Source organism: Lysobacter sp. K5869 (genome assembly GCF_018847975.1).
Taxonomy (GTDB): domain Bacteria; phylum Pseudomonadota; class Gammaproteobacteria; order Xanthomonadales; family Xanthomonadaceae; genus Lysobacter.
In genome coordinates, this window is sequence record NZ_CP072597.1 from 2,945,551 (window position 1) to 2,968,227 (window position 22,677).

Genomic DNA, 22,677 nt, shown 5'->3' on the forward strand with positions numbered 1-22,677 from the left:
GCCCCATGACCGCGATCCTTTACTGCCACCCCGATTCGGGCTTCAGCTACAAGGTCGCGCTGGCGCTGCGCCTGCTCGATGTCGAATTCGAGCAGCGCCAGGTCGATATCCGCCTCCCGCGCGACCAACGCTCGCAGGAATTCCGCGCCATCGCCGCGCACGGCGAAGTGCCGGTGCTGCGCATCGACGGGCTGACCCTGTGCCAGTCCAACGTGATCCTGGATTACCTCGCCGCGCGCCAGGACGCGCACGGCGGCCCGCGCCGCCTCGACGGCGCCGATCTCGAACAGCGCCTGCACGTGCGCGAGTGGCTGTCGTGGGAAGCCAACCGGGTCAGCCTCAACCTCGCCCATTCGCGCTACGGCCGCCAGTTCGGCGATTACGGCCCGGCCTTGCTGGCGTGGTACGACCGCCGCAGCCGCGCCGATCTCGAGCGCTTGCAGGCGCAGCTCGCGCAGACCCCGTGGCTGGCCGGCGCCGCGCCGACCATCGCGGACGTGGCCTGCATGGGCTATCTGTGCTTCACCGTCGAGCCCTGGGCCGAACCGGCCGGCGTCGCCCACGCCGAGTGGGCGCAGCGCTGGCCCGCGCTCAAGCAGTGGTACGACCGGGTCCTGGCGCTGCCGGGCGGCGCCAGCGCGCAGGACCTGTTCGCCGGCCACGAAATCCGTTACTGAGCCGCGGCCGCGCGCGGCGCGCGCACCGCGTCGCACGGTTCAGCCTTCGCTATTGATGCCCACGGCCGCCTCGTCCAGACTTCGCCCCATGACGCCTCGCTCCCTTTTCGCCCGCACGTCGCTTGCGGCTCTCGTGCTGGCCCTGTCGGCCTGCGGCTTCCAATTGCGCCAAGCGCTGACCCTGCCGCCGGACCTCGGCCCCGTGCGCGTGGTCTCGGTCGACCGCTACAGCCCGCTGGCCGAATCGCTGGCCCAGGCGCTGACCCGCGCCGGCGCCGTGCCGGCCCAGGAGGGCTCGGCGGAAGTGGCGGTGCTCGACCTGATGTCCGAACGCTGGGGCGACACCCCGGCCGCGCTCGACGAACTCGGCCGCGTGCAGGAATACAGCCTGCGCTACGCCGTGGTGTTCGAGCTGCGCAAGGCCGACGGCAAGCCGCTGGTGCCGCGCCAGAGCATCGAACTGTCGCGCGACTACGTGTCCAGCCCGACCAACGCCATCGGCACCGAGGGCGAGCGCGAAATCCTGATGCGCGAAATGCGCCGCGAAATGAGTTCGGCGGTGCTACGCCGGATCGGCGCGGTCAGCGAACGGCGCTGAGCCGCATCGCCGGCCGGCCCGTCGCCTCATGGAACTGACCCCCGAGCGCCTCGTCGCCCAGCTCGACCAGGAACCGCTGCGCCCGGCCTATCTGATCGCCGGCCCCGAGCCGCTGCGCGTGCTCGAAGCCGCCGACGCCGTGCGCGCCGCCGCGCGCGCCCAGGGCATCGGCGAGCGCGAAGTGTTCGAAGCCGAAGGCAACCAGCGCGAACCCGACTGGAACGCGCTGTCGGCGAGTTTCCGCGCGCCCAGCCTGTTCGCCAGCCGGCGCTTGCTGGAACTGCGCCTGCCCAGCGGCAAGCCGGGCAAGGAAGGCGCCGAGGTCATCGCCGATTTCTGCGCCGACCCGCCGCAAGACGCGTCCTTGCTGATCTCCTGCGGCGAATGGAGCAAGCAGCACGGCGGCAAGTGGAGCGAAGCCATCGGCCGCATCGGCCACATCGCCGTGGCCTGGGCGATCAAGCCGCACGAACTGCCCGAATGGATCGAGCGCCGCCTGCGCCAGCGCGGCCTGCGCGCCGACCGCGACGCGGTGCAGAGCCTGGCCGACCGGGTCGAGGGCAATCTGCTCGCGGCCGCGCAGGAAGTCGACAAGCTCGCGCTGCTGTCCGACGGCGAGACGCTCACGGTCGAGCGCATGCAGGCCTTGGTCGCCGACGCCGCGCGCTTCGACGTGTTCCGCGTGCTCGACGCGGCGATGAACGGGCAGGGCGCGAACGTCTCGCGCATGCTCGCCGGCCTGCGCGCCGAGGGCGAAGCCGTGCCGGCGCTGCTGGGCATGGTGGTGATGGAACTGCAGCGCACCGCCGCGCTGGCGCGGGTGTCGGCGCGCGGCGGCAATCTGACCTCCGAATTCAAGGCCCAGCGCATCTGGGATTCCAAGCAGCCGATGTACCGCCGCGCGCTGCAGCGCCACGACGCGCGCCGCTGGGAAGCGTTGCTGGCCCAGGCCGGACGCGTGGACCGCATGGCCAAGGGCCGCGAAGCCGGCGACGCCTGGGTGGCGCTGGAACGGCTGCTGCTGGCGGTCGCTGAACCGCGCGCGCTGCGCCTGCTGGCCGTCGGCGCGGTCTGAGCGGCGGGCCTGCGCGCATGAGCCTGCTCGTTTTCTACGGCGGCACCTTCGATCCGATCCACGACGGCCACCTCGCCGTCGCCCGCGCCGCGCGCGACGCGCTGGCCGCGCAAGTGCGGCTGATGCCGGCCGCCGACCCGCCGCACCGCGCCGCGCCCGGCGCCGACGCGGCGCAGCGCGCGCACATGCTCGATCTGGCCGTGGCGGACGAAACCGGGTTGCTGGTGGACCGGCGCGAACTGCGCCGCGAGGGCCGTTCCTACACGGTCGAGACCCTGCGCGAGGCGCGCGCCGAATTCGGCGCGCAGCGCCCGCTGGCGCTGCTGGTCGGCGCCGACAGCTTCCTCGACCTGCCCCAGTGGCGCGAATGGCAGGCCTTGTTCGGGCTGGCCCATTTCGTCGTCGCCGAGCGGCCCGGCAGCCCGCTGGACGCGGCCCGCATCGAAGCCATCGCACCGGGACGCGAGACCGCGGACCCCGAAGCATTGCGCGGCGCCCCGGCCGGCCGGGTCTACCGCCTCAAACAGCCGCTGCACGCCGAATCGGCCAGTCAGGTCCGCCAGCTCATCGCCGATGGGCGGCCCTGGGACGAGTTCGTGCCGCCGCCGGTGGCCGCCTACATCCGCCGCAGCGGGCTGTACGGCGTCGTCGCCGACCGCGGCGCGACGACCGCCTGAACGCCGCGCCGCGCGGTCCGCAGCGCCGCCGCGAAGGCCTTGGGTATAATCGGCGCATATCTTCCGAATCACGAGCCGCATCCTCTTGACCAGCCAAGCCCAAGTCATCAAGACCCAGTTGCCGAACCCGCCGCCGCCGACCGAACTGCTGCTCAAGACGGTCCACGCAGCGGTCGAAGAGCTCAAGGCCAAGGATGTCGTCGAAATCGACGTGCGCGGCAAGAGCAGCGTCACCGACTACATGGTGGTCGCCTCCGGCACCTCGACCCGGCACGTCAAGTCGATCGCCGACGAAGTCGTCAAATTCGCCAAGAACCTCGACGTCATGCCGCTGGGCGTGGAGGGCGAGCGCGAAGCCGAGTGGGTGCTGGTCGATCTCGGCGACGTCGTCGTCCACGTCATGCTGCCGCGCGTGCGCGAGTTCTACGCGCTCGAGCGCCTGTGGACGGTCGGCGACCAACCGCCGCCGCCGGAAGGCGTCGAAGGCCGCCGCGGCGAATCCGACGAAGACGAACGCTACTGACGCCTTCGCCCCCGCGAAACGAAAACGGCGCCCAACGGCGCCGTTTTTCGTTTCCGCCCAAACACCCGCGCCGCCACGATTCCGACCGTAGGAGCGGCGTAAGCCGCGACCGCGACACCTCGCCAACGACGAAACCCGCATCCCGGCGTCCTCACCCACCGTCGAATTCCAGGCCCGCGCGCCGCCAAGATTCCGACTGTAGGAGCGGCGCAAGCCGCGACCGCGACACCTCGCCAACGACGAAACCCGCACCACCCGGCGTCCTCACCCACCGCCAAATTCCAGTCCTGCGCGGCGCCACGATTCCGACTGTAGGAGCGGCGCAAGCCGCGACCGCGACACCTCGCTTACGACGCAACCTGATCCGCGCGCCGACCGCGCACGACGCTCCGACCGAACCGACGCAACCCCCACACCGCTCAACTCAACGCCAGCTTCCCCGCCGCTATCGCCACCAACCCGCCGGCGAAACCATCGATCCACCGCCGCTTGCGCTCGCCGAACCCACCGCCGCCACGCGCGCTGCGTCCGAGCACCACGCTCAACCCCGCATACACCACCGCGCAACCCGCGACGAACAGCCCCGACAACGCGACCGCCTGCATCGCCGCCGGCGCCCCGGGGCGCATGAACTGCGGCAGGATCGCGAGATAAATCATCATCCCCTTGGGATTCAGCGCGGCGGTCAGAAACCCTCGCCGGAACGCATCGCCGCGCCCGCCCGCCGCGCGCACCTCCAACCCGCCGGGCCGCCACGCCGCGCGCAACAGCTTCAACGCCAACCACGCCAGATAAACCACTCCGATCCAGCGCAACGCCTGGAACAACACCGGCGAGGCCGCCACCAACGCCGCCAGCCCCAGCGCGGCCAGCAGCGAATGCAGCACGTACCCGGCGCACACCCCAGCGGTGGCGCGCAGCCCGGCCGCGGCGCCGCCGCCGAGGCTTTGCGAGGCGACGAACAGCATGTCCGGCCCCGGCGTGCAGATCAGCGGGAGCACGGTGGCGCAGAAGAGCAGGGCGGTATGCGGGTCCATGGACGCCATGGTCGGCCGAATCGGCCGGCAGAGGGTTGCGCCGATGCCGCGTTTGTCGGAATTATTGGCAGGAAATGCCGCTCCGGCACCGATAAGCGCAACCAGGATTCCAATGAGACTCGACGAAACCGACCGCCGCATCCTGCGCGCCCTGCAGCGCAACGGCCGCATCCAGAACGCCGAACTGGCCGAGCAGGTCGGCCTGTCGCCGTCGCCCTGCCTGCGCCGGGTCCGGCTGCTGGAAGAGGCGGGCGTGATCGAGCGCTACATCGCCGTGCTCGATCCGGCCCGCCTGGGCCTGCGCATGACGCTGTTCACCCGGGTCTGGCTGCTGACCCAGGACGCCGAAACCATCGACCGCTTCGTCGCCGCGATGCAGCGCCTGGAGCAAGTGATGGAGTGCTACATCGTGCTCGGCGAATGCGACGCGATGCTGCGCGTGGTGGTCGCCGACCTCGACGATTACCGCCGCTTCCAGACCACGCACTTGACCCGCGCCAACGGCATTTCCAACGTCAAGACCGATCTGCCGAGCCAAGTGGTCAAGCGCAGCTACGAGTTGCCGCTGTAAGCCGCGGCGCAAACGAAAAGGGCGCCCGAAGGCGCCCTCTCGCGGAATCGCGCGGGTGGATCAGTTGCGCGACTGCAGCTTCGACAGCAGGCGCAGGAACTCGATGTACAGCCACACCAGGGTGACCATCAGGCCGAACGCGCCGTACCACTCCATGTACTTCGGCGCGCCTTGCTCGACGCCGGTTTCGATGAAGTCGAAATCCAGCACCAGGTTCAGCGCGGCGATCACCACCACGAACAGGCTGAAGCCGATGCCGATGATGCCGGACTGGTGGATGTAGGGGATTTCGATGTTGAACATGCGCAGCACGATCGACGCCAGATACACCAGGCCGATGCCGCCGGTGGCCGCGACTACGCCGAGCTTGAAGTTCTCGGTGGCCTTGATCAGGCCGGTGCGGTACGCCGCCAGCAGCGCGAACAAGGTGCCGAAGGTCAGCATCACCGCCTGGATCACGATGCCCGGGAAGCGCGCTTCGAAGATCGAGGAGATCGCGCCGAGGAAGAAGCCTTCCAGCAGCGCGTACAGCGGCGCGCTGATCGGCGACCACTCCTTCTTGAAGATGGTGACCATGCTCAGCACGAAGCCGCCGATCAGGCCGCCCCACAGATACAGGCCGGCGCCGGAGACCTGTCCGCGCGGGCCGATCTCGATCTGGTTCCAGGCGAAGGCGGCGGTGAGCACGGTCAGCAACAGCAGGAAGCCGGTCTTGTTGACCGTTCCGTTCAGGCTCATCGCCTGATCGCCGCCGCGGACGACCGCGCCGCTGCCGAGGTCGAGGAAGGTGGATTCCTTGAGGGCGGGATTGCCGCTGCGCATCATCGGTGTAGCTCCTTTTCGTAGCCGGCCGCGGGCGGCGCCCGCGACTTGAGAATGAATTCCAACTGGCCCGAAGCATACACGCGGCCCGCGGCGGCCGGCCTCGGCAGGATGTTTCCAAATGTTCGCGCCGCCCGCCGCGGACGGGCGGACTGGACCGATTGCGCGACAGGATTGACAGTTCAGGAATCGGCGACGAAACTATGCGGCCTTTCGCGGCGTTGGCGCGCTACGGAAGTCCCGGTTCCGGGGTATAGCTCAGCCTGGTAGAGCGCCAGCTTTGGGAGCTGGATGTCGTGGGTTCGAATCCCTCTGCCCCGACCATCCATCGATCAGGCCGGCCGTCAGTTAAGATTCGCTTTACCTGGCGCCCGTAGCTCAACCGGATAGAGCACCGGCCTTCTAAGCCGGTGGTTGCAGGTTCGATTCCTGCCGGGCGCGCCATATCTATCAGTAGGTTAGCGCGTTCGCGCTGTGGATAACCTGACCTCTCCTGAAAATCCCCCTGAAAATTAGCTCTCTGCCTGATGTTTCACGGCGGGGTCTGCGGCCGGTTCGACCTCGGGCACATCGTGGTCGTAGTGCCGAACCATCGCCTCGGTCAGGCCCGATTCCGCGCGCTTGTCGCCCTTCGAATCGGTGATGCCGCGGTGCTTGAGGCCGTGCAGCGCGAACCGCTGCTCCGGCTTCAGCACGCCGGCCTTGATCGCCTCGCGCATCAGGCGCTGCCACATCGAATGCCAGCCCGAGCTCGTCAGCGGCGTGCCGCGCTCGCTGACCAGGATCGTCCGATCCTCCGGCCGCAGCGGCGTCGGCATCCGCTTTTTCGCCCATATCGCCGCGCGCCGCGCCAGCAGCACCTCCAGCGCCTCGGCCATGCGTTCGCCGATCCGGGTCAGGTTGTCCCGGCTGCCCTTGCGCCGGTTCGTGCGCAGCCGCTCGGCCTCCACGTGCGCGTCGTTCATCGTCAGCACCTCAATGCCGCGGAGCCGGGCCTGATAGGCCAGTTCCATCGCGGCCCAGGTGTAGGGCGGAAGGGCGCCTTTCTTGCGGCCGCCGAGCTGCCCGCGCGCGCGAACGAAGTCCTGCACGGCGCGGAACAGCAGCAAGTCGGGCATCCGATTGTTCGCGCGCTCCTGCACCTCGCTGACGCCCTTGAACGGGTTGGTCTTGCACTCGTCGTTCTCGTAGCCCCAGCCCGCAACGCGGCGCAGGTAGCGCAGCCAGTGGTTCGCCTTCGTCGGGTAGCCTGGCACCGCTTCCTCGCCGGGCTTCTCCGCCGGCCGGCCGAGCGCGATCGCGTGAATGACCTTGCGCACGCCGCCGGGCGTCAGCTTGTCGATCAGCAGGTCACCGAGCTGCGCGCCGTTCTTGACGCGGTAGACCTTGATCGCCTTCAAATAATCGCCGTAGTGCTCGCGCGTTTTCGGGCTCAACTGCTTGAACTCGTAGCTGTCGTGGAACCGGTCCATAACGAAAGCGATGGAGCCCTGCATGGCTTTGCCCGCGCGCGCCTCGGCGATCGCGTGCAGGTCCGACAGCTTCGCCTCGGGGCCGGCCACCGGCCGCGCGCGCTTGCCTGTGCGCTTCTCCGGCGCCGGCTCCAGCACGTACCAGCGGCCCGCGCCGCTGGCGTCCCAATAGATGCCCTTCGGCACCTTCAGGTGATCGATGTGGCGCGGCAGGTTCGCCGCGCGCGTTCTTGGCCGTCCTCGTGGCATCAGCCCAACTCGTTCGGATCGTAGGTGTCGCGCGCCTTGTTGCCGCCGGCCAGGCCGAGCGCGGCGTTCAGCGCTTCCAGGGTGGTCCAGACGCCGCCCTGGCCGTCGTAGCAGAAGGGCACACCCTGCGCGCGCAGCCAGCGCTCGACGGTGGCGAGCTTCGGCGGCGGCGCGTCGGGCTTTGGCTTGCACATGCTCTGCAGGTCCGCGAACTGGTAAACGTCGCCGATCATCGCACCTCCAAATTTGCCCTCACGATCGCGCGAAGCGGGGGCGGGCTCACGCTGTTGCCGACCATCGCGACGGACTCATGCACCTTGAGGCGCCGACCGTCCGCGGTTCGGTCGATGATGTATTCAGGCGGGAAGCCTTGCGCGGCGAACAGCTCCGGCGCATCGAGCATCCGATAGAGGATGTCGATTCGAAAGGCTCGCAGCACCGGGACCGCGCAAGCGAAATCACCGCCCCTCGCGGTTGTGATCGTTCCGACGGAATCGCTGGCGAGGCGTGCGCGACCGATTCGGCTCGCGTTGCAGGTCGACACGATCACAGGTTCGGCGACGCTGAAGCGAGTCTTCGTCGTGACCGCTGGGAGCGATTCCGAGGCGGGTTTTCCCGTTCGACCGCTCCCGCTCCCGTAATAGGGCGCGATGACTGGTTCGAACAGTTGGGGTCGCGCGCAGCCCGGATGCTTCGCGTTCGTAGCGCCGCCGGTGGTGATCGTCGGCATTCCATCGCTAACGGGCTTCGCGGCGCTTGTGCTCTGAGTGCCGAGCAGTACAGCCATCATCGCCGGTCGGATCAGTTGAGGCCTTGCGCCTCCCTGGCCGCCCTCGGTGATGGTGGGGACGCCTTCGGCAACCGAACGCGGCACTCCGCCACCGCCGACAGCCATGATCAGGCTGTCCATGTGGGTGATGCCAAAAGCCTCTACCTCCTCGGGGGTCAGTAGAAGCCGCGGCTCTTGACCGTCCCGCAACGCTTCTAGCGCGTCGATGTATGGCTGCGGCCAATGACCGCGCCGCGCGCCGTCTAGGACGCGCATTATGGTGTTGCGCACTAGCGGGCGAGCCCGGTTGAAAATCGAACGGCCTTCCTTCGACCAGTCGATGCAATCCGCCGCGGTGACGAACGGCAGCGAACAGTCCGGCCCGTGCGTCGGCTCCGGCCAACGGACCGGAACGCCGTCGCTTCTACCAATGCCGAAAAGGCGCTTGCGGGTGGTGCCGGCACCCCAATGCCGCGCGACGAGCTTTCGGTACTCGAGGGGAACGCCTTGCTTAGCCATCGCGGCGACGAACTGGCGCCAGGTGCGGCCCTCGTGCCGCTTGTCTGGGACCAGGAACTGCTCGCGTAGCGGCGTGCGCTCGCCAGGCGCGGCTATACTTCCATCGAGCTTGACGACTCGGCCGGTGGTCTTGTCGCGCTTTGCGACAAGCGGCCCCCATTTCAGCATCTGCTCGACATTCTCCAAGCTGACGATCCGCGGCGGCGCGCCGCGCTTCCTGGTCTTTCCTACCCACTTCAGGATCACCCACGCCAGCGCGCGAATTTCCCTGCTGCGCGGCTGACCTCCTTTCGCTTGGCTGAAATGCGTGCAGTCCGGCGACGCGTGCAGCCAGCCAATTCGGCGGCCGCCGGTTTCTGCGCAGGGGTCAGCCTTGAAAACGTCCTCGCACAAATGCCTCGTGAGAGGGTGGTTCGCGGCGTGCATCCCGATCGCGATTTCGTTGTGATTGATGGCGATGTCGACTGCCCGGCCCAGCTCGGCCTCAAGGGCGTAGCTGGCCCCGCCGCCGCCGGCGAACAGATCGACAACAAGTTCGCCTGCCGGCAGCTTGGGCGGCGCGCTGTGCCGCGGGAAATTGAACTCGTGCTGGGAGCCGTCAGCCATTGGCGACACCCTCCCGCGCAACGTTGAGCAGGCGCTGCAGGTCATCGGCGCGGACGCGCACGTAGACGCGGCGCGCCGGATTCGCCAGGTCGAAACCCAGCTCAAGCTCGCCGGGCACGTCGGCCTCGGCGATCAGCTCCAGCAGCGCCGTCGTGTGCGCCATCGCGTCGGAGCCGTCGCGCGCGAAGGCGTTGACGGTGACGGCGGCGAAGCGGTCCAGATCAGCCATGCTTACGGCCCTCCGCAGTGAGTCGCTCCGCGGCGATCGCTGCGCGCGCGTACTCGGCCATCTGTTCGGCGTCGAACACCGGATCGGAGCCGGTTCGCGGCATCCCGTTCCACATGCCGTGCCGCTCCAGATGGCCGAAGGGCTCCGGCAGCGGCGGAAGCGCGCCAGGCGCGGGCGGCGCAGCGCCATGAACGTCGCGTGCGTGGTCGGCCAGGCCGGCGGCCTTCACCAGCTTGCCGCAGGTCGGGCAGGGCACCTTCGCCACCTTCGGCGGCGCCGGCCGGTAGTCGTCGCGGCGGCAGTCGCGGCAGCGCCGCGGGAAGCCCCGTGCGCCACCGTCGCCCATGTAGACGCCGCAGCCTTCGCACAGCGTCCCGTCCAGCATCATGTCGGCGATATCACCCACGGCCGTTGCCCTCCCCGCAGCCAGGACCGATCAGGCCCGCATCGTCCGGATCGGTGAAGTCGCGCCAATGCACCCAACCACGCTCGGGGCAATGGAAACCCCACTCGCGCACGACCGGACCCATCAGGAACAGCGTCCAGCAAGGTGCGAGCCCGGCGGCGGCCGGCATCAGTTCCACGCGATGCGCGCGGCTCGGCAGGCTGAACTTCATGCTCGGCGCCTCGCGGTAGCGGCGGCGATGGATACCGCCGGCTGCGATGGTGTGCTCGGTGTAGCTGCCCTTAAGCAAGATCGAGCACCAAGCCCACGGGTGATCGTGCAGGGCGCGGTCGTCGTCGTTGCGCATGAAGTGGTGCAGGTATGCGTTCGGCAGGCGTCGCGCGATCCAGCGCTTGGCGCGGTTGATCCGGGTCGGGTCGCGCTCGGCGGCTTCGGACCAGCGGCGCCACGGCAGCAGCCACCAACGCCGCAAGTAGGGATCGTCGGCGCGACCGATAACGAAGTCCGGCGGCCGGCGCGTAACGTGCGCGATCAGGGTGTGCGCGAGTCGCGCGAACAGATCACGCATGGCGGCCGTCCTGGGTCAGTTCCGGGCCGAGCGGCAAACAGCCTTCTTCCGGATATTCGGTGATCCACGCGACATGCGAGTAACGGCGCAGCGCGCCGACGTCGTCCGGAACGCCATCGAGCGGCGCCTCGGAAATCGTGTACTCGCACTCCAGCTCTTCGTCCGGCGGCATTTTGCTGCGGTCGAAGTGCAAGCCGGTGAACTCGGCAAGCTCCAGGATTTGAGCGACAGTGAGGGTCACGCTCTGGCGCGGCGCGGGCTCCGCTGCGGCTTCCTTGTGTCGCTTCCAGTACGCCAGCGCCGACCCGGGCACGCGGTCGATGATGGCGCGGCCGTAGACGGTTTCGCCACCGGCGCCGATGGGGTCGATGCTGTTGATCGCGCAGTCCAGCGACTTGCAGCGATCGCCGATCACGAAACCGCCGCTCGGGCTGGTGTAGATGATCGCGTGCAGGGTTTCGGGCAGATTCTCGTCCACGGCTCAGGCCTCCGGCGTGACGAAAGTGAAGCCGGCGTGCAGCGCTTGGAAAACACGCTTCAGTTCGGCGGAGAACAGCGCGAACCGCGCGTCCAGCTCGGCGCGCAGGCCGTCGCTGTCGTTGTGCTCGAGCTTGTCCACCGCGCCATCGAGCAGGCGGAATTTGCGCAGGACCAGGTCATCGCCGACGACGAACGAGGCTTGGTCGTCCAGGGTCAGCGCCAGGCGCGAAACCTGCATCCCGGTGTCCAGGTGCCGGCCGATTTCCTCGCTCTCCACCTCCTGGCGGGTGAACTTGGCCTTGGCGCGCTCGTCGGCGGAATCGGACAGTTCGCACTCGTCGCCGATCGCCAGCCCTTCGGGCAGGTCTTCGCCGGCGACCCAGCCGGTCAGGATCGAGCGCGCCGCCGATTCGGCGCTGAGCGGCAGCGCTGGAAAGCTCCCCAGCGCGCGGCGAATCTCGCTCACGACGCCCTCGGCGGCCTTGCGGCTGCTGGTGTTGACCGCGATCAGGCCCAGGTCCAAGTCGAGCACGGCGTCGATACGGCCGGGTCGCACGAACGCGCGCGGCAGCATGTCGACGATGATTTCGTCCTTCAGGCGGCGGCGCGTGCGCGGGCCCGGAATGGCGCCTTCTTCCTTCTCGATGGCGGCCAGGCGCTTCGCCAGCGCCTCGCTCACCACCGCGCCGGGCAGCAGACGGTTCTCGCTGCCGACCGTCAGCCAGATGGCATTGCCGATGCGCTGCGACAGCGCTTCGCAGTCGCGGCCGAACGGGGAAATGAAGCCGGCCGACGACAGCTCGAGCGGGCCGACCGGCTTCAAGACGCACTCGGCCAGGCCGGCGTCGAGCGCGGACAGGTCGAGCGACGTCGGGAAACGGAACATCGTGACGTTGCGGAAAAACATGGAGGCCTCGCGAATGAGGGCCGCGGCGGTCGGCGGCGAAGTGGGTGGCCGCTTACGGCGGCCAGTCGGTGGCGCGCGGCTGCGCCGGCTCAGACGGTCAGGCGATGCAGGATCGAGTTCAGGCGCGCGCGGATCGCCAACTGCAGCGACAGGCGCTGATCGATTTCGTTGCAGATCGCGGACGGCGCACCCGGCGACGCGCCGCCGCAGGCCGTCTTCTCTTCCGGTTCGGGGCTGAGGACGAAGCTCAGACGCGACTCCAGCTCGGTGACGAGGCTGAAGGTCTCGTTCTGCGATTCGCGCAACTCGCCCAGCCGCGAATCGGTCGCGGAAACGGGCCGCGGCGGCCCGAGCTGCGCGCGCTTCTGGATGGCGCCCAGGTCGCGGGGGCCGCTGACGCCGGCGACGGAAGCGGCGTAGGCCTCGGAGGCGGTGTAGTTCTGGTCGTGCATGGCGTTCTCTCCTATTGCGGTTGAAGGTGGCGGCCGCCGGCAACGCGGCGGGGGAGGCTGGGCCGCGCTGGGGAGCGCCAGCGGCCGCCGAAGAAATGGGCCGGCTACCTGCCGGCGGGAGGCGCGGACCAGATCACGCCGCGCTCGTTGCCGAACTCGTCGATCAGGTCCATAAGCTGGGTGAGTTGCCGCACGCTCATCTGCGACGTGCGCTCGCCGAAGGCGACGACACCGCCGTACAGGCCGGCGAAGGTGTGCGGCTGGAAAAGCGCCGCGGTGAACAAGTCCTTGAACTGCGCGGACGTCAGGCGCCGCGCGCGGGGAAACTCGGACAGCAAGACGTAGGCGCCGTCTTCGATCAGGCGATCAGCGCGCCAGCGCGCCGGCTTGTAGCCGACCTGTTCGGCCAAGTCCTGGAGAAGCACCCACATGCGAGCGTTCTGCTCGTTGGAGCGCTTCGGCTCCGCGATGGTCACGCTGCGCGCGCCCTCGCGAAGCTCGGAGCCGAGGGCGTCCAGGAAGCGGCGTTTCACCGCTTCGTACTCCGGCAGCCGCCGATCCAGGACGAAGGTCGCCATCATCAGAACCTCACGTCCGGATCGCTGATGTCGAACCCTTCAGCGCGCGGCGGCTGGTACGTGTTCCGGCTGTTGCCGATGACTTCGATCCACTGCTGAACCTTCGGCTCCAGCAGCGCCACGCGCTCTTCCATCTGCTGGCGCTCGTCCTCAGTGATTTCGCAGTCGATCAGCAGGCCGCCGGCCTGCGGGTGGTAGGCGAGGAATTCCAGCCCGTCGAGCTGCCCGACCCACATCGCCCAGCGCGTTTGCCAGCGATATTCAGCCGGAACCTTGCCCTGCTTTTTGCAGGACATCCAAGCCTTGTGCAGCGGGCACTTCGCCTCGATGGCGCGGCGCGCGTCGCCGACGTAGAGCCCGTCGGGAGACCAGCCCACGTTCGGCAGCGTAGCGTGCAGGACGAAGCCGACCTGCTCGATTTGAACGCCGCGCTCCTGGCAGAACCAGGCGCGCGCCTCGGGCTCCAGCTCGTTGCCGCGCTCCATCGCGGACGACTTGAACCCGCCGCCGGTGGGGCCGAAAACGCGCTCCCACGCGATGTCCTGGATCAGCGACGCGAGTCCGCCGGTGTCCAGGCCGCCCATGATGACGGCGGCGCTGGACGCGCTCCACTTCCCGGCTTTGATCGCGTACCACTCCGGGCTGTGCTGCTCGATTTCGCGATGAATGAGGGGTGCGGACATGTCAACCTCAGAACGGGATGTCGTCGTCGGCGAAGTCGTCGGAGGGGGCGCGCGACGATCCGCCGCCGCGGCTGGTGCTGGAGCTGCCGCTGGACGTGCGCGGCGTGCCGCGCAGCGGCTTGATCGGGTTCTTATCCAGCCACGCCAGCAGGCGGTCCAGCGACTTCGCCTCAGAGGCCTGCGACAGGATTTCGTCGGCCATGCGACGGCTGGCCGGATCGAAGACGCCGACGACGATCATCCGCACCTTCGTTTCCCCGTTGCCGGCGATGTGCTCCTCGCCCTGCAGCACGAGACCGATGCGCGGCCCCATGAGGGCCGGATACACGTCGCGATCGCGCACGACGTCTTCGCCGGCGGTGAAGTCGTAGAGCGTGACCTTCCCGGGCTTGGTCTCGATGCGGCGCAGGCGCAGACACGCCATGATCGCGTTCAGCGTCTTGTACGACGGAAGCGCTTCGCCGTCGCCGTTGTGCGTGTAGAGCGACAGCAGGCCGGTTTCCTGCCCGTTCTCGGCGGCCAGGATCAGGTTCACCGACTCGGTGCCGCGCTCGTTCTTCTCGTAGAAGGCGGCGCGGAAGGTGCCGACGTAGGGGCCGGGCTGGGTGATGCGCTTGCCGGCATTGCTCGCCTCTTTGGCGGCGCCGGTGTCGAGTTCGAAGTTACGGGACATGGTCAGGCGGCCTCGCGGTTGGTGCTGGCCGGCGCAATCTCGTAGAACTCGCAGATGCAGTCGTCCACCAGCTTCAGGTCGTTGGGAATGCGCTCTTCGTCGAACAGGCCCATCGGGGCCTTGACGGTGTCGGCGCCGCTGTTGCGCGTGCTGAACTCGTGCTTGCCGTCGGTGACGGTGGCGCGCAGCACGATGGAGACCAAGCCTTCCAGGACGATTTTTTCGTCCAGCATCTTGCCGATGGTCTTCAGCTTGGTCGTGCCGTTCTCGTCCTCCTGGCTGTGGCTCAGCAGGTAGACGCGGACGTCGTCGGGGAGGGTGGAAAGCACGGTGAACACCTCCCAGCCGTGCTTCGCGATGTCGGTGAACTTGTCGTAGCCGCGCTCGTCGCTGCGGCGCATCAGCTCGTTTGCGAGCATGTACTGGAAATCGTCGATGACGATGACCTTGCGGCTGGTCTTCGCCGCGATCTTCAAGATCGTCGCCGCCTGATCGGTGGTGAAAATGTTGCCGGTCGGGCAGTTTTCCGGGTGGAAGTGCTTCCAGGCACCGGACTTGAACGGCAGCGGCTTTTTGACGACCTGCACGAGCAGGGTTTGCGCCGGGTCCATCCCGCGCAGGCTGGCGGTCTTGCCTGCGCCGGACTTGCCGATGATGACGGTGACGGTGCTCATTGCGTGCTCCGGTGATTGCTTCGGTTGCTTAGGTGGCTTCGATGCCTAGGGCTGGATCAGTGGGCGGATTGAGCGGCCGGCACCAGCGCGGCGCGGTCGTTGGCCTGGTTCTGCGCGCGCTTGATCGCACCGGCGGGCGTTTCGGGCAGCTCGGACAGGGCGCGCACGTCGATGTCGTGGTCGTCGACCTGCACGGCGATGACGGTCGGCGAATAGGGCTCGGTGAGCCGCGCCGGCGGCTGGTTGCGCTCGAGCGGACGCTGCAAGTCGCCCTTGACGAACGCGGCCTGCACGGCGCCGACGTGATCGGAGGCGAAGCGCAGCAGCATCGCGGCGGCCAGCGAGTCGCGGAACTGTTCGACGTCGAGCTGGCCGAGCGCCGAGAGCTGGTCGCCGCCGGCCTCCTTCGCCATGCTGTTGATGATGTCGCGCACGCCGGTCAGCGCGGCCATGCGACCTTCGGCGTTCGCCTGCATGTCGGCGAAGTGGTCATCGCCCAGCGTGGCGATCACGGTGATGCGGATGTTCTTGCTCATGGTGCGGTGCTCCTCGGGGTGGTCGGTTGCGGCTTGCGCTTGCGGAGGGCGTCGAGCCCGTAGGCGACGACGAGGATCGCGGCGGCAGCGCCGGTCAGAAGGCGGAACGAGAAGGGGTCGGGAAACCAAAGGGCGAACAGCACCAACCCCAGCAGCAGGTAAGAGGCGGACATCGCCAGCCAGTCGCGCCAGGTCCACGGCTCTTTCAGCTCAACGCCGGAGCGAGGGTTCGGCTCGATTTGCGCCGTCATGGCCGTCAGGCCTCCACCGGCCGGCCGTCGCGCAGCAGGTAGAACGTGTCCGCCTTGATTCCGTCGTGGCCGGCGATGCCGGCCCACACGGCGACGATCTTGTAGTCGTCATCGCGCTCGACCAGGAAGAGCGCGCAGCCATCGGCGCCGGACGCGCGACCTTCGTACCCAGAGGCCATCGCCGCGCCCTGGTAGCCCGTCGCGCTCGCCGCGCCCCGGGTGCCCGTCGCGCTCGCCGCGCCCTGGTCGCCCGTCGCGCTCGCCGCGCCCTGGGTGCCCGTCGCGCTCGCCGCGCCCCGGGTGCCCGTCGCGCTCGCCGCGCCCTGGTCGCCCGTCGCGCTCGCCGCGCCCCGGGTGCCCGTCGCGCTCGCCGCGCCCCGGGTGCCCGTCGCGCTCGCCGCGCCCTGGTAGCCCGTCGCGCTCGCCGCGCCCTGGTAGCCCGTCGCGCTCGCCGCGCCCTGGTCGCCCGTCGCGCTCGCCGCGCCCTGGGTGCCCGTCGCGCTCGCCGCGCCCCGGGTGCCCGTCGCGCTCGCCGCGCCCTGGTGCCCGTCGCGCTCGCCGCGCCCTGGTAGCCCGTCGCGCTCGCCGCGCCCTGGTAGCCCGTCGCGCTCGCCGCCGCCCTGGGTGCCCGTCGCGCTCGCCGCGCCCCGGGTGCCCGTCGCGCTCGCCGCGCCCTGGTCGCCCGTCGCGCTCGCCGCGCCCTGGTAGCCCGTCGCGCTCGCCGCGCCCTGGTAGCCCGTCGCGCTCGCCGCGCCCCGGGTGCCCGTCGCGCTCGCCGCGCCCCGGGTGCCCGTCGCGCTCGCCGGCGACGCCGGATCGATCGGCAGCGCGCGCTTGAACGTGTAGTCGATGGCGGCCTTGATAAGCCCAGGCAGACCAATCTCCAGCTTCACGCGGATCACGCCGCTGGCGATCTTGTTGGCCTCGCGGCTCAACTCGCCCGACTGTTCGACCAGCGCGAAGCGACTGCCCGCGGGCGGATAGAAGCGGAACACATCCAGCGGATACTCGCAGGCGTGGAATCCGCCTTCGCAAGCCTTCACGACGCCGCTGTGCGTGTAGGTCTTGCCGACTTCGTACTGCACGCGCTGGCCGCCGTCCGGGCTGCACGCCAGATCCTTGTCGAAGCCCTTGTAGCTCGTGACGGTCTCGGGCTTGGCGCTGCTGGCCGCTTCGGCGGCTTGGTCGTTGCTGCTCATCGTTCGGTTCCTTGCGCAGTGGAGTGGTTGGGCGCCGACGTGGCGCAGACTTCGCGGGAAAAGGCAGTAAGGACGTGGCGCGGGCGAGCGATCGCCAGGCGCTGCAGGTCGGCGCGCGCCGCCGCAGCGTCGAGACCGGAAGGCGCGCCGAGCGCGGCCATGCGGGCTTCGGGGATGGCGTCGACCACGGCGAAGGCTTCGCGGATCAGGCCGCGGCGCTGGCGCGCGCGGGATTCGTGGGAGCGGTTGCGGCTCACGGCGACACCACGGCGCGCGGGCGCTGCAACATGTCGGCGAAGGCGTCGGCGGCGCGCGCGGTGCGCTCGTAGCGCTTCGCGTCGACCTGCCGTTCGGCGGTGCGGCGCAGGCGCGCGGCAACCAGCCGTTGCATCAGCGCGGTGTATTCGGTCCAGTCGCCCGAGCGGAAGGACGCGACCATCTGCGCGTCGAGCGCGTCGTAATCCTCGTTTTCCAGGCTGCCGAGCGCGCTCAGCACTTCGGCGTCGTCCTGCATCAGCTCGGTGACGCAGGCGGTCACCGCAGCGGCGCGGGCGTCGGCGGTCTCGCCGGCCCAATCGGTGGTGACGTGGAAGTCGCGGGCGCTCACGGCGACACCGCCTCGGCCAGATCGGCGCAGCGCACGAGGCCGTTGTGCGGAACGAAGCGATAGAACCGGGTCGCGGCCTGGTTGGTCAGGGCGTAGGCGTCGGGGGCGTAGTCGCCCGGGGTCGGAACGATCGCGGCGACGACGAGGGTCAGGAACCCGACCCGGACGGTCGCGCCAACTTCCCACCGCTGATTGCTGTTCTGGATCATGGTTCGCTCCGGTGCCCGCTGGGCTGGTGCTGAAAAAGTAGCGCTGCTACTTATTCAAAGCAACAGCCAAGCTGTTTTTCCCGACGAGTGGTACTTATCCACAGGGGCAAAACAGCTAGGGGAGGGCGGGATGGCGCCGAATCAAGCCGGCCTCTTCAAGGCTCAGGCCGTCATCGACGCATTCGCGCGCGGTGTGCAGATCGTTGTAGAGCTGCACCAGGTCATCGTCGGAAAGGTTATTGAGTCCGGCGCGGCCGAAGGTTGCCTGGTCGACCAGGATGCGCAGGCCGTAGCGGTCGCGCAGATGCACGATCATGCGGCGATACGATTCGCGGGTGATCGGATCTAGCCGATCAGGTGCGGGTGCGGCGCGCCGCTGCGGCTCAGCCGTGGCGTCTCTGGCGCGCAGCTCCGCCGTGCGGAGTGCCAGCAGTTGCACCAGTTCCTGAAACCGACCCTTGCTCACCGCCGAAGCCTCCTGCACGAACGCGCTCACCAAACCTCTTGGTCAGGTCGATCACGTTCGCCTTGGTCACCGGGCCGCCGAATTCGGCCACGATGGTATAGGCCAATTCGATCAAAACAGGGTCGGTCACCCACTCCGGCGGGTCGCCGACGACAGCCAGATATTCATGTAGAACCGTGATCGCGTGGGCGATCTTTTGAAAGTCTGGTCGCCCAGTTTGAGACCCCAACTCTAGGAAGGCTTTAAGGCCTGGACCTAAGCCAGGACGTGAAGTCTGCTCTGGAAGGTCCGAGCGAATATCGGTTGGGTCGCAACCGAGCGCGTCAGCAAAGAACAACAGCGCTTTGTAGTTCAGCGCGATCGCGCCGCGCATGTACTGGCTGATGAGGCTCTGGTTCGCCTCGGTGTTGCCGGTCCACATTTCGGCGAGCTTGGCCTGCGTCGGCCGGCGGTCCCGGGGTATCGCCAGCCAGATCGCCTTCAGGCGCGCGGCGGCCGCTTGGTCGGCTTCAGTGATCTTGCGGGTGCCGGCGGCCTTGGTCATGGCCGCAATGCTGGGGACGGCGCTCATTGGGCGCAAACAGCCAAGCTGTTGCCTAGAAAAAGTAGCTGTGCTATTTCTTTCTCATGAGCGAACCCCATCCCCTGGAAGTTGCGGTGTCCCTGATCGGCGGCCAAGCCGCAACGGGGCGCCTGCTCGATGTGAGCCAGAGCCTTGTCGCGCAATGGATCGCGCGGGTACGCGACCCGAATGGGAAGCTGGGCCGGCCTCTGCCAGAGGAGTATTGCCCCGCGCTCGAGCGCGCCAGCGGTGTGCGCTGCGAGCGGCTTCTGCCCGAGGTCGTATGGACCCGGGATACCGCCGGCGCAGTGACCGGTTACCACGTTCCCATCCCCGATTCGGGACAGGCGGCGTGACGTGGCCGCCCGGGGGCGCGAGCAGGAGGGGCACGAAGCGTTCCGCGTGGTGAGCGCGGAACCCGGCGTGCGTTGGCTCATCACCGGCATCGCCGCAAGCGCGCGCCCGCGCCGCATCTGGATCGAATTGGAGCGCACGCCGGAGCCGGCCGAATTCGTCGCCGAGCTGTTCGCGTCGTTGGGGATTCCTCGCAGCACCTGAGTTTCGCCTGGGCTCGGCCACTGGCCGGGCCTTTTATTTCGCCCTCGCACCGACCTTCCACGCTATTCCATTCGGTAGAAGCACATGGCAAACGGCCTTGATTTGCGGGTGAAACGCCCGCTCCGCGACATCCCCGAGCATGAGTGGGCGTGGTCGTCGGAAGCCGCGGCGATCGCGTCCATGATCGCGACCAGCGGCCTGCAGGAAAAAACGGTCGCCATCGAGGCGGAAATCGACGCCTCCACGCTGGCGAAGGTGAAGCAAGGCACCGCGCGGCCGTCCGAGGAAGCGCTCGGCCGGATGATGGACGCGACCGGCTCCGAAGCCTGGCTGTTCTATTGGCTGCTGCGCCGCGGCTACGACCCGCGCAGCCTGCGCCGCATCGAATCCGACGTGGAGCGCGAGAACCGCGAACTGCGCGAGCAACTGGAGCGCGAGCGCCACGAGCGCGAAATCGAGCGGCGCCTGTTCAAGGAGCTGCGGTGATGCGCAAGACCATCGCCGAGTTCGTCGAGCAAATCGCGGCCGCCCTGGACGCCGCCGGCAACCAGCAGGCGCCGATCAAGGTCATCGGCACTCGCGAATACCTGCGCGACAAATTTCCGCCCGCCAAGCGCGGCGGCCCGCTGCTGTGCGGCGAACACGAACTGGTCCTGGCGGGCCGCCCGGGCAAGCCGGCGGCGCTGGCGAACCTGGACCTGTTCCCCAACCAGGAACAACCGGCATGAGCGTTTCCCACTGCATGGGGCGCGCGCTGAAGATCGCGCGCCTGCCGGTCGGCCAATGGCCCGACGAGGTTGCCAAGTTGCCGGAGGACTGCGCGCACGCCGATTGCAGCGCGCCGCGCTCCTGCCGCAAGCGCATCGGCGCCTATCTCGCGATCCAGCGCGGCATCCTGCGCGACCGGCCGGCGCCGGCGAGGGGGCGCCGGTGATCGTTCCCCGCCCCGAAACCGCGCGCTTGCTGCGCGACGATGACCTGATCCAGCTCGAGCGCGAGCTGGCCGAGCGCATCCCGAACGAACAGCGCCTGCTCGCCGCCCTGCGGCGCGAGAAGCGCCGGCGCACCCGGTACGCCCAGCGTCACCCCATTGGAATTGCGCACGAAAACGGTGCAGTTCCGGAGGTTGCTGGGTCCGTGGCCGTGGGAGCTTGACCCGATGCGACGGAAAAAGACCCTCAAGCCCGGCGAAGCCGGCAACCATGTGGCGGCGTTGCGCGCGCTGTATCGGCCCGCGCCGCAGCCGGCGCCGACACCCACGCCGGCCGAGCCCAAGCCCGTGACCAAGGAGCAGCGCGATTGAGCGCGGATGTGCTCCTGCAACGCCTGGACAAGGTCCAGAAGTCCGGCCGCGGCTGGCGCGCGCTGTGCCCCGCGTGCGGCGGCCGCGGCCGGAAGCTGTCCATCACCGAGTCCGACGACGGCCGCCTGCTGCTGCATTGTTTCGCGGGCTGCCCGGCCGGCGCGGTGGTGCAGGCGGTCGGCCTGACGCTGGCCGACCTGTTCCCCGAAGCGCCGGAGGACGACAAGGACAAGCCGGAAGATCGCCGCCGGCGTCGCCGCGCCGCGCGCGAGGCGCAGTGGGGCGCCGCCCTGGAAATGCTGGACTTCGAAGCGACCATCGTTGCGATCGCCGCCGCAGACCTGGCCGCGGGCAAGGCGCTATCGGATGAAGACGCGGCGCGCCTGGCGCTGGCGCGCGAACGCATCGACGGCGCGCGCACCGTGCTGCGCGATCTGCAGCCGTGGCGACCGTCCGAGCGGTTCGTGTCCGGCGAGGCCGCCGCATGACGCCGTCGAACCTGGAATCGCGAGCGGAACGGCAGGTTTACGCCGCGGACGACCGCGACGAGGAACTGGCGAACATGTACGGCGGCGGTGAGCGTGCGCGGGCCTCGGTGGAGCACGCGAGCAAGGCCGCTGCCGCAGCGGCGTCGCCGCGCCTCGCGTTCGTGCCCATCGGCGAGTTCCTGGCGAACGTCACGGCGCCGAAGTGGCTGATTCGCGACATCGTCGAGAGCGATTCGCTGCTGATGATCTTCGGCGACCCGGAGTCGGGGAAGTCGTTCTTGGCGATGGACTGGGCCGCCAGCGTGGCGACCGGCCGCGAGTGGAACGGGTTTCCCGTGAAACAGGGCCCGGTGCTCTACATCAACGGCGAAGGCCGCAACGGCGTCAGCCGCCGGTTCAGCGCTTGGAAAATCGCCAACGGCTGCGCGCTGGAGGCGGCGCCGCTGTTCCTGTCGACGGTGTCGACCGCGCTGACCGACGGCATGGGTCGCGCCGAGCTGGAGGCGGTGGTGGCCGAGTTCGTCGCTGCCTACGGCGCGCCCGCGCTGATCGTCATCGACACCCTGGCGCGCAACTATGGCCCCGGCGACGAGAACAGCACCCAGGACATGACCGCGGCCGTCGCGACCTGCGACAGCCTGCGGGAAATGACGCAGGCCACGATCGCACTGGTCCACCACAGCGGCCACGGCGACAAGAACCGGGCCCGCGGCTCGATGGTGCTGCGCGGCGCGCTGGACGCCGAGTACCGCATGACCCGGACCGAGGGCGGAGACACGATGCTGGAGTCGACCAAGATGAAGGACGCCGAGCACCCGCAGCCGATGGCGTTCAAGTTCGCCCAGGTCGAGCTAGGCCTGGTCGACGACGATGACCGCATGGTCACGTCGGCGGTGCTGCGGCGAACCGAAATGCCGCAGCCCGGAGACGAAGGCGAAGAGCGAAGCGGCGGCCGGCCGCACGGCCGAGGCCAGCCGCCGGGCCGCGGCAAGCACCAAACCCGAGCCCTGGAAATCCTGCTGCGGCTGCACGCCGAGCACGTCACCAATGTGATGCGAGCCGGACGGAACCCGTCTGAGGCGCATGTTCACATCGAGACGTGGCGCGACAACTGCATCGAGGCCGGCATACCGCGGAACCGCTTCAACGATTTGCGGCAGACCCTGGTCAACACCAGGAAGGTCCGCATTGACCTGGGGTTCGTCACCCCATTGGCGGACGCATGAGCCCCGTTCATTTCGACCGGTTTAAGA

At 68.8% G+C, this 22,677-nt stretch carries 38 protein-coding genes and 2 tRNA genes; 17 read left to right on the top strand and 23 right to left on the bottom strand.

What is annotated here, in order from left to right; genetic code table 11:
• Window positions 1-5: 5 nt before the first annotated feature.
• From J5226_RS12640 to rsfS, 5 genes are all read left to right on the top strand, one after another.
• The gene (locus J5226_RS12640; protein WP_215840214.1) at window positions 6-677 is read left to right on the top strand and encodes a glutathione S-transferase family protein; all 672 of its coding nucleotides are present in this window, start codon (window positions 6-8) and stop codon (window positions 675-677) included.
• A gap of 133 nt (window positions 678-810) precedes the next feature.
• Window positions 811-1,275, top strand: coding sequence for an LPS assembly lipoprotein LptE (gene lptE, locus J5226_RS12645; protein ID WP_255323071.1), 465 nt, complete (start codon window positions 811-813; stop codon window positions 1,273-1,275).
• Window positions 1,276-1,303: 28 nt separating this feature from the next.
• Complete coding sequence (gene holA, locus J5226_RS12650) at window positions 1,304-2,350, top strand: DNA polymerase III subunit delta (protein ID WP_215840216.1); 1,047 nt, start codon at window positions 1,304-1,306, stop codon at window positions 2,348-2,350.
• 17 nt (window positions 2,351-2,367) lie between these two features.
• Entirely contained in the window at window positions 2,368-3,027 is a 660-nt protein-coding gene (nadD, locus tag J5226_RS12655) for a nicotinate-nucleotide adenylyltransferase (protein ID WP_215840217.1), read from the top strand.
• Window positions 3,028-3,112: 85 nt separating this feature from the next.
• Window positions 3,113-3,550 (top strand): ribosome silencing factor, encoded by a 438-nt coding sequence (rsfS, locus tag J5226_RS12660; protein ID WP_215840218.1) that lies wholly within the window; start codon window positions 3,113-3,115, stop codon window positions 3,548-3,550.
• 419 nt (window positions 3,551-3,969) lie between these two features.
• On the opposite strand, the gene J5226_RS12665 is transcribed toward rsfS, so the two are convergent.
• Entirely contained in the window at window positions 3,970-4,587 is a 618-nt protein-coding gene (locus tag J5226_RS12665; protein ID WP_215840219.1) for a LysE family translocator, read from the bottom strand.
• 106 nt (window positions 4,588-4,693) lie between these two features.
• Here J5226_RS12665 and J5226_RS12670 point away from each other — a divergent pair, with 106 nt between their 5' ends.
• A complete protein-coding gene (locus tag J5226_RS12670) occupies window positions 4,694-5,158 on the top strand; it encodes an Lrp/AsnC family transcriptional regulator (RefSeq protein WP_215840412.1) in 465 nt (154 codons plus the stop codon).
• 60 nt (window positions 5,159-5,218) lie between these two features.
• Here the strand turns inward: J5226_RS12670 and J5226_RS12675 are convergent, their stop codons facing one another.
• A complete protein-coding gene (locus J5226_RS12675; protein ID WP_215840413.1) occupies window positions 5,219-5,980 on the bottom strand; it encodes a Bax inhibitor-1/YccA family protein in 762 nt (253 codons plus the stop codon).
• A gap of 247 nt (window positions 5,981-6,227) precedes the next feature.
• On the opposite strand from J5226_RS12675, the gene J5226_RS12680 reads away from it, so the two are divergent.
• A tRNA-Pro gene (locus J5226_RS12680) sits at window positions 6,228-6,304 on the top strand.
• Window positions 6,305-6,347: 43 nt separating this feature from the next.
• A tRNA-Arg gene (locus J5226_RS12685) sits at window positions 6,348-6,424 on the top strand.
• A gap of 68 nt (window positions 6,425-6,492) precedes the next feature.
• Here the strand turns inward: J5226_RS12685 and J5226_RS12690 are convergent.
• From J5226_RS12690 to J5226_RS12790, 21 genes are all read right to left on the bottom strand, one after another.
• Window positions 6,493-7,701: an integrase gene (locus tag J5226_RS12690; protein WP_255323073.1), complete on the bottom strand. Its 1,209-nt coding sequence runs from the start codon at window positions 7,699-7,701 to the stop codon at window positions 6,493-6,495.
• Window positions 7,701-7,934 (bottom strand): hypothetical protein, encoded by a 234-nt coding sequence (locus J5226_RS12695; RefSeq protein WP_215840220.1) that lies wholly within the window; start codon window positions 7,932-7,934, stop codon window positions 7,701-7,703. Before J5226_RS12695 ends, J5226_RS12690 begins: the two co-directional genes overlap by 1 nt.
• Complete coding sequence (locus J5226_RS12700) at window positions 7,931-9,595, bottom strand: DNA cytosine methyltransferase (RefSeq protein ID WP_215840221.1); 1,665 nt, start codon at window positions 9,593-9,595, stop codon at window positions 7,931-7,933. The genes J5226_RS12695 and J5226_RS12700 overlap by 4 nt, the downstream gene beginning before the upstream one ends.
• Window positions 9,588-9,824: a hypothetical protein gene (locus J5226_RS12705; RefSeq protein WP_215840222.1), complete on the bottom strand. Its 237-nt coding sequence runs from the start codon at window positions 9,822-9,824 to the stop codon at window positions 9,588-9,590. Before J5226_RS12705 ends, J5226_RS12700 begins: the two co-directional genes overlap by 8 nt.
• Entirely contained in the window at window positions 9,817-10,230 is a 414-nt protein-coding gene (locus J5226_RS12710; protein ID WP_215840223.1) for a hypothetical protein, read from the bottom strand. Before J5226_RS12710 ends, J5226_RS12705 begins: the two co-directional genes overlap by 8 nt.
• Entirely contained in the window at window positions 10,223-10,798 is a 576-nt protein-coding gene (locus J5226_RS12715) for a hypothetical protein (RefSeq protein ID WP_215840224.1), read from the bottom strand. Before J5226_RS12715 ends, J5226_RS12710 begins: the two co-directional genes overlap by 8 nt.
• A complete protein-coding gene (locus tag J5226_RS12720) occupies window positions 10,791-11,276 on the bottom strand; it encodes a hypothetical protein (RefSeq protein ID WP_215840225.1) in 486 nt (161 codons plus the stop codon). Before J5226_RS12720 ends, J5226_RS12715 begins: the two co-directional genes overlap by 8 nt.
• Window positions 11,277-11,279: 3 nt before the next feature.
• Entirely contained in the window at window positions 11,280-12,185 is a 906-nt protein-coding gene (locus J5226_RS12725; protein WP_215840226.1) for a recombination-associated protein RdgC, read from the bottom strand.
• An 89-nt stretch (window positions 12,186-12,274) separates the two neighbouring features.
• Entirely contained in the window at window positions 12,275-12,637 is a 363-nt protein-coding gene (locus tag J5226_RS12730) for a hypothetical protein (protein ID WP_215840227.1), read from the bottom strand.
• A gap of 104 nt (window positions 12,638-12,741) precedes the next feature.
• A complete protein-coding gene (locus J5226_RS12735) occupies window positions 12,742-13,218 on the bottom strand; it encodes a recombination protein NinB (RefSeq protein WP_215840228.1) in 477 nt (158 codons plus the stop codon).
• Window positions 13,218-13,898, bottom strand: coding sequence for a lambda-exonuclease family protein (locus J5226_RS12740; protein ID WP_215840229.1), 681 nt, complete (start codon window positions 13,896-13,898; stop codon window positions 13,218-13,220). The genes J5226_RS12735 and J5226_RS12740 overlap by 1 nt, the downstream gene beginning before the upstream one ends.
• 7 nt (window positions 13,899-13,905) lie before the next feature.
• Window positions 13,906-14,571 (bottom strand): hypothetical protein, encoded by a 666-nt coding sequence (locus J5226_RS12745; RefSeq protein WP_215840230.1) that lies wholly within the window; start codon window positions 14,569-14,571, stop codon window positions 13,906-13,908.
• A gap of 2 nt (window positions 14,572-14,573) precedes the next feature.
• Window positions 14,574-15,245, bottom strand: coding sequence for an AAA family ATPase (locus J5226_RS12750; RefSeq protein ID WP_215840231.1), 672 nt, complete (start codon window positions 15,243-15,245; stop codon window positions 14,574-14,576).
• 56 nt (window positions 15,246-15,301) lie between these two features.
• A complete protein-coding gene (locus tag J5226_RS12755) occupies window positions 15,302-15,781 on the bottom strand; it encodes a hypothetical protein (RefSeq protein ID WP_215840232.1) in 480 nt (159 codons plus the stop codon).
• Window positions 15,778-16,032, bottom strand: a complete 255-nt coding sequence (locus J5226_RS12760) for a hypothetical protein (protein WP_215840233.1) — start codon at window positions 16,030-16,032, stop codon at window positions 15,778-15,780. Before J5226_RS12760 ends, J5226_RS12755 begins: the two co-directional genes overlap by 4 nt.
• A 5-nt stretch (window positions 16,033-16,037) precedes the next feature.
• The gene (locus tag J5226_RS12765; RefSeq protein WP_215840234.1) at window positions 16,038-17,231 is read right to left on the bottom strand and encodes a hypothetical protein; all 1,194 of its coding nucleotides are present in this window, start codon (window positions 17,229-17,231) and stop codon (window positions 16,038-16,040) included.
• Complete coding sequence (locus J5226_RS12770; RefSeq protein ID WP_215840235.1) at window positions 17,228-17,488, bottom strand: hypothetical protein; 261 nt, start codon at window positions 17,486-17,488, stop codon at window positions 17,228-17,230. Before J5226_RS12770 ends, J5226_RS12765 begins: the two co-directional genes overlap by 4 nt.
• Window positions 17,485-17,838: a hypothetical protein gene (locus J5226_RS12775; RefSeq protein WP_215840236.1), complete on the bottom strand. Its 354-nt coding sequence runs from the start codon at window positions 17,836-17,838 to the stop codon at window positions 17,485-17,487. The genes J5226_RS12770 and J5226_RS12775 overlap by 4 nt, the downstream gene beginning before the upstream one ends.
• Complete coding sequence (locus J5226_RS12780) at window positions 17,835-18,047, bottom strand: hypothetical protein (RefSeq protein WP_215840237.1); 213 nt, start codon at window positions 18,045-18,047, stop codon at window positions 17,835-17,837. The genes J5226_RS12775 and J5226_RS12780 overlap by 4 nt, the downstream gene beginning before the upstream one ends.
• A gap of 115 nt (window positions 18,048-18,162) precedes the next feature.
• Window positions 18,163-18,486, bottom strand: coding sequence for a hypothetical protein (locus tag J5226_RS25415; RefSeq protein ID WP_255323074.1), 324 nt, complete (start codon window positions 18,484-18,486; stop codon window positions 18,163-18,165).
• Window positions 18,431-19,057: a helix-turn-helix transcriptional regulator gene (locus tag J5226_RS12790; protein WP_215840238.1), complete on the bottom strand. Its 627-nt coding sequence runs from the start codon at window positions 19,055-19,057 to the stop codon at window positions 18,431-18,433. Before J5226_RS12790 ends, J5226_RS25415 begins: the two co-directional genes overlap by 56 nt.
• An 83-nt stretch (window positions 19,058-19,140) precedes the next feature.
• Here J5226_RS12790 and J5226_RS12795 point away from each other — a divergent pair, with 83 nt between their 5' ends.
• From J5226_RS12795 to J5226_RS12835, 9 genes are all read left to right on the top strand, one after another.
• On the top strand, window positions 19,141-19,431 hold the full coding sequence (locus J5226_RS12795) for a YdaS family helix-turn-helix protein (RefSeq protein WP_215840239.1): 291 nt from the start codon (window positions 19,141-19,143) through the stop codon (window positions 19,429-19,431).
• Between the two features lie 49 nt (window positions 19,432-19,480).
• Window positions 19,481-19,633 (top strand): hypothetical protein, encoded by a 153-nt coding sequence (locus J5226_RS12800; protein ID WP_215840240.1) that lies wholly within the window; start codon window positions 19,481-19,483, stop codon window positions 19,631-19,633.
• A 108-nt stretch (window positions 19,634-19,741) separates the two neighbouring features.
• Complete coding sequence (locus J5226_RS12805; protein ID WP_215840241.1) at window positions 19,742-20,119, top strand: hypothetical protein; 378 nt, start codon at window positions 19,742-19,744, stop codon at window positions 20,117-20,119.
• On the top strand, window positions 20,119-20,361 hold the full coding sequence (locus J5226_RS12810; RefSeq protein ID WP_215840242.1) for a hypothetical protein: 243 nt from the start codon (window positions 20,119-20,121) through the stop codon (window positions 20,359-20,361). The genes J5226_RS12805 and J5226_RS12810 overlap by 1 nt, the downstream gene beginning before the upstream one ends.
• Window positions 20,358-20,567 (top strand): hypothetical protein, encoded by a 210-nt coding sequence (locus J5226_RS12815; protein ID WP_215840243.1) that lies wholly within the window; start codon window positions 20,358-20,360, stop codon window positions 20,565-20,567. The genes J5226_RS12810 and J5226_RS12815 overlap by 4 nt, the downstream gene beginning before the upstream one ends.
• Window positions 20,564-20,788: a hypothetical protein gene (locus tag J5226_RS12820; protein WP_215840244.1), complete on the top strand. Its 225-nt coding sequence runs from the start codon at window positions 20,564-20,566 to the stop codon at window positions 20,786-20,788. Before J5226_RS12815 ends, J5226_RS12820 begins: the two co-directional genes overlap by 4 nt.
• A gap of 4 nt (window positions 20,789-20,792) precedes the next feature.
• Window positions 20,793-20,936 (top strand): hypothetical protein, encoded by a 144-nt coding sequence (locus J5226_RS12825; protein WP_215840245.1) that lies wholly within the window; start codon window positions 20,793-20,795, stop codon window positions 20,934-20,936.
• On the top strand, window positions 20,933-21,424 hold the full coding sequence (locus tag J5226_RS12830; protein WP_215840246.1) for a hypothetical protein: 492 nt from the start codon (window positions 20,933-20,935) through the stop codon (window positions 21,422-21,424). The genes J5226_RS12825 and J5226_RS12830 overlap by 4 nt, the downstream gene beginning before the upstream one ends.
• Window positions 21,421-22,650 carry a helicase RepA family protein gene (locus tag J5226_RS12835; RefSeq protein ID WP_215840247.1) on the top strand — a complete coding sequence of 410 codons (1,230 nt, stop codon included), beginning with the start codon at window positions 21,421-21,423 and terminating at the stop codon, window positions 22,648-22,650. The genes J5226_RS12830 and J5226_RS12835 overlap by 4 nt, the downstream gene beginning before the upstream one ends.
• Window positions 22,651-22,677: the final 27 nt, after the last annotated feature.

Bases quoted from the DNA above. Each gene is read 5' to 3' on its own strand.
- J5226_RS12760 (WP_215840233.1), bottom strand. From the start codon at position 16,032: ATGACGGCGCAAATCGAGCCGAACCCTCGCTCCGGCGTTGAGCTGAAA.
- J5226_RS12790 (WP_215840238.1), bottom strand. From the start codon at position 19,057: ATGACCAAGGCCGCCGGCACCCGCAAGATCACTGAAGCCGACCAAGCG.
- J5226_RS12835 (WP_215840247.1), top strand. From the start codon at position 21,421: ATGACGCCGTCGAACCTGGAATCGCGAGCGGAACGGCAGGTTTACGCC.
- J5226_RS12725 (WP_215840226.1), bottom strand. From the start codon at position 12,185: ATGTTTTTCCGCAACGTCACGATGTTCCGTTTCCCGACGTCGCTCGAC.
- holA (WP_215840216.1), top strand. From the start codon at position 1,304: ATGGAACTGACCCCCGAGCGCCTCGTCGCCCAGCTCGACCAGGAACCG.
- J5226_RS12690 (WP_255323073.1), bottom strand. From the start codon at position 7,701: ATGCCACGAGGACGGCCAAGAACGCGCGCGGCGAACCTGCCGCGCCAC.
- J5226_RS12700 (WP_215840221.1), bottom strand. From the start codon at position 9,595: ATGGCTGACGGCTCCCAGCACGAGTTCAATTTCCCGCGGCACAGCGCG.
- J5226_RS12730 (WP_215840227.1), bottom strand. From the start codon at position 12,637: ATGCACGACCAGAACTACACCGCCTCCGAGGCCTACGCCGCTTCCGTC.
- J5226_RS12640 (WP_215840214.1), top strand. From the start codon at position 6: ATGACCGCGATCCTTTACTGCCACCCCGATTCGGGCTTCAGCTACAAG.
- J5226_RS12665 (WP_215840219.1), bottom strand. From the start codon at position 4,587: ATGGACCCGCATACCGCCCTGCTCTTCTGCGCCACCGTGCTCCCGCTG.
- J5226_RS12745 (WP_215840230.1), bottom strand. From the start codon at position 14,571: ATGTCCCGTAACTTCGAACTCGACACCGGCGCCGCCAAAGAGGCGAGC.
- J5226_RS12780 (WP_215840237.1), bottom strand. From the start codon at position 18,047: ATGATCCAGAACAGCAATCAGCGGTGGGAAGTTGGCGCGACCGTCCGG.
- J5226_RS12815 (WP_215840243.1), top strand. From the start codon at position 20,358: ATGAGCGTTTCCCACTGCATGGGGCGCGCGCTGAAGATCGCGCGCCTG.
- J5226_RS12825 (WP_215840245.1), top strand. From the start codon at position 20,793: ATGCGACGGAAAAAGACCCTCAAGCCCGGCGAAGCCGGCAACCATGTG.
- J5226_RS12705 (WP_215840222.1), bottom strand. From the start codon at position 9,824: ATGGCTGATCTGGACCGCTTCGCCGCCGTCACCGTCAACGCCTTCGCG.
- J5226_RS12765 (WP_215840234.1), bottom strand. From the start codon at position 17,231: ATGAGCAGCAACGACCAAGCCGCCGAAGCGGCCAGCAGCGCCAAGCCC.
- J5226_RS12810 (WP_215840242.1), top strand. From the start codon at position 20,119: ATGCGCAAGACCATCGCCGAGTTCGTCGAGCAAATCGCGGCCGCCCTG.
- J5226_RS12755 (WP_215840232.1), bottom strand. From the start codon at position 15,781: ATGAGCAAGAACATCCGCATCACCGTGATCGCCACGCTGGGCGATGAC.
- J5226_RS12795 (WP_215840239.1), top strand. From the start codon at position 19,141: ATGAGCGAACCCCATCCCCTGGAAGTTGCGGTGTCCCTGATCGGCGGC.
- J5226_RS12740 (WP_215840229.1), bottom strand. From the start codon at position 13,898: ATGTCCGCACCCCTCATTCATCGCGAAATCGAGCAGCACAGCCCGGAG.
- nadD (WP_215840217.1), top strand. From the start codon at position 2,368: ATGAGCCTGCTCGTTTTCTACGGCGGCACCTTCGATCCGATCCACGAC.
- J5226_RS12735 (WP_215840228.1), bottom strand. From the start codon at position 13,218: ATGATGGCGACCTTCGTCCTGGATCGGCGGCTGCCGGAGTACGAAGCG.
- J5226_RS12695 (WP_215840220.1), bottom strand. From the start codon at position 7,934: ATGATCGGCGACGTTTACCAGTTCGCGGACCTGCAGAGCATGTGCAAG.
- J5226_RS12675 (WP_215840413.1), bottom strand. From the start codon at position 5,980: ATGCGCAGCGGCAATCCCGCCCTCAAGGAATCCACCTTCCTCGACCTC.
- J5226_RS12750 (WP_215840231.1), bottom strand. From the start codon at position 15,245: ATGAGCACCGTCACCGTCATCATCGGCAAGTCCGGCGCAGGCAAGACC.
- J5226_RS12715 (WP_215840224.1), bottom strand. From the start codon at position 10,798: ATGCGTGATCTGTTCGCGCGACTCGCGCACACCCTGATCGCGCACGTT.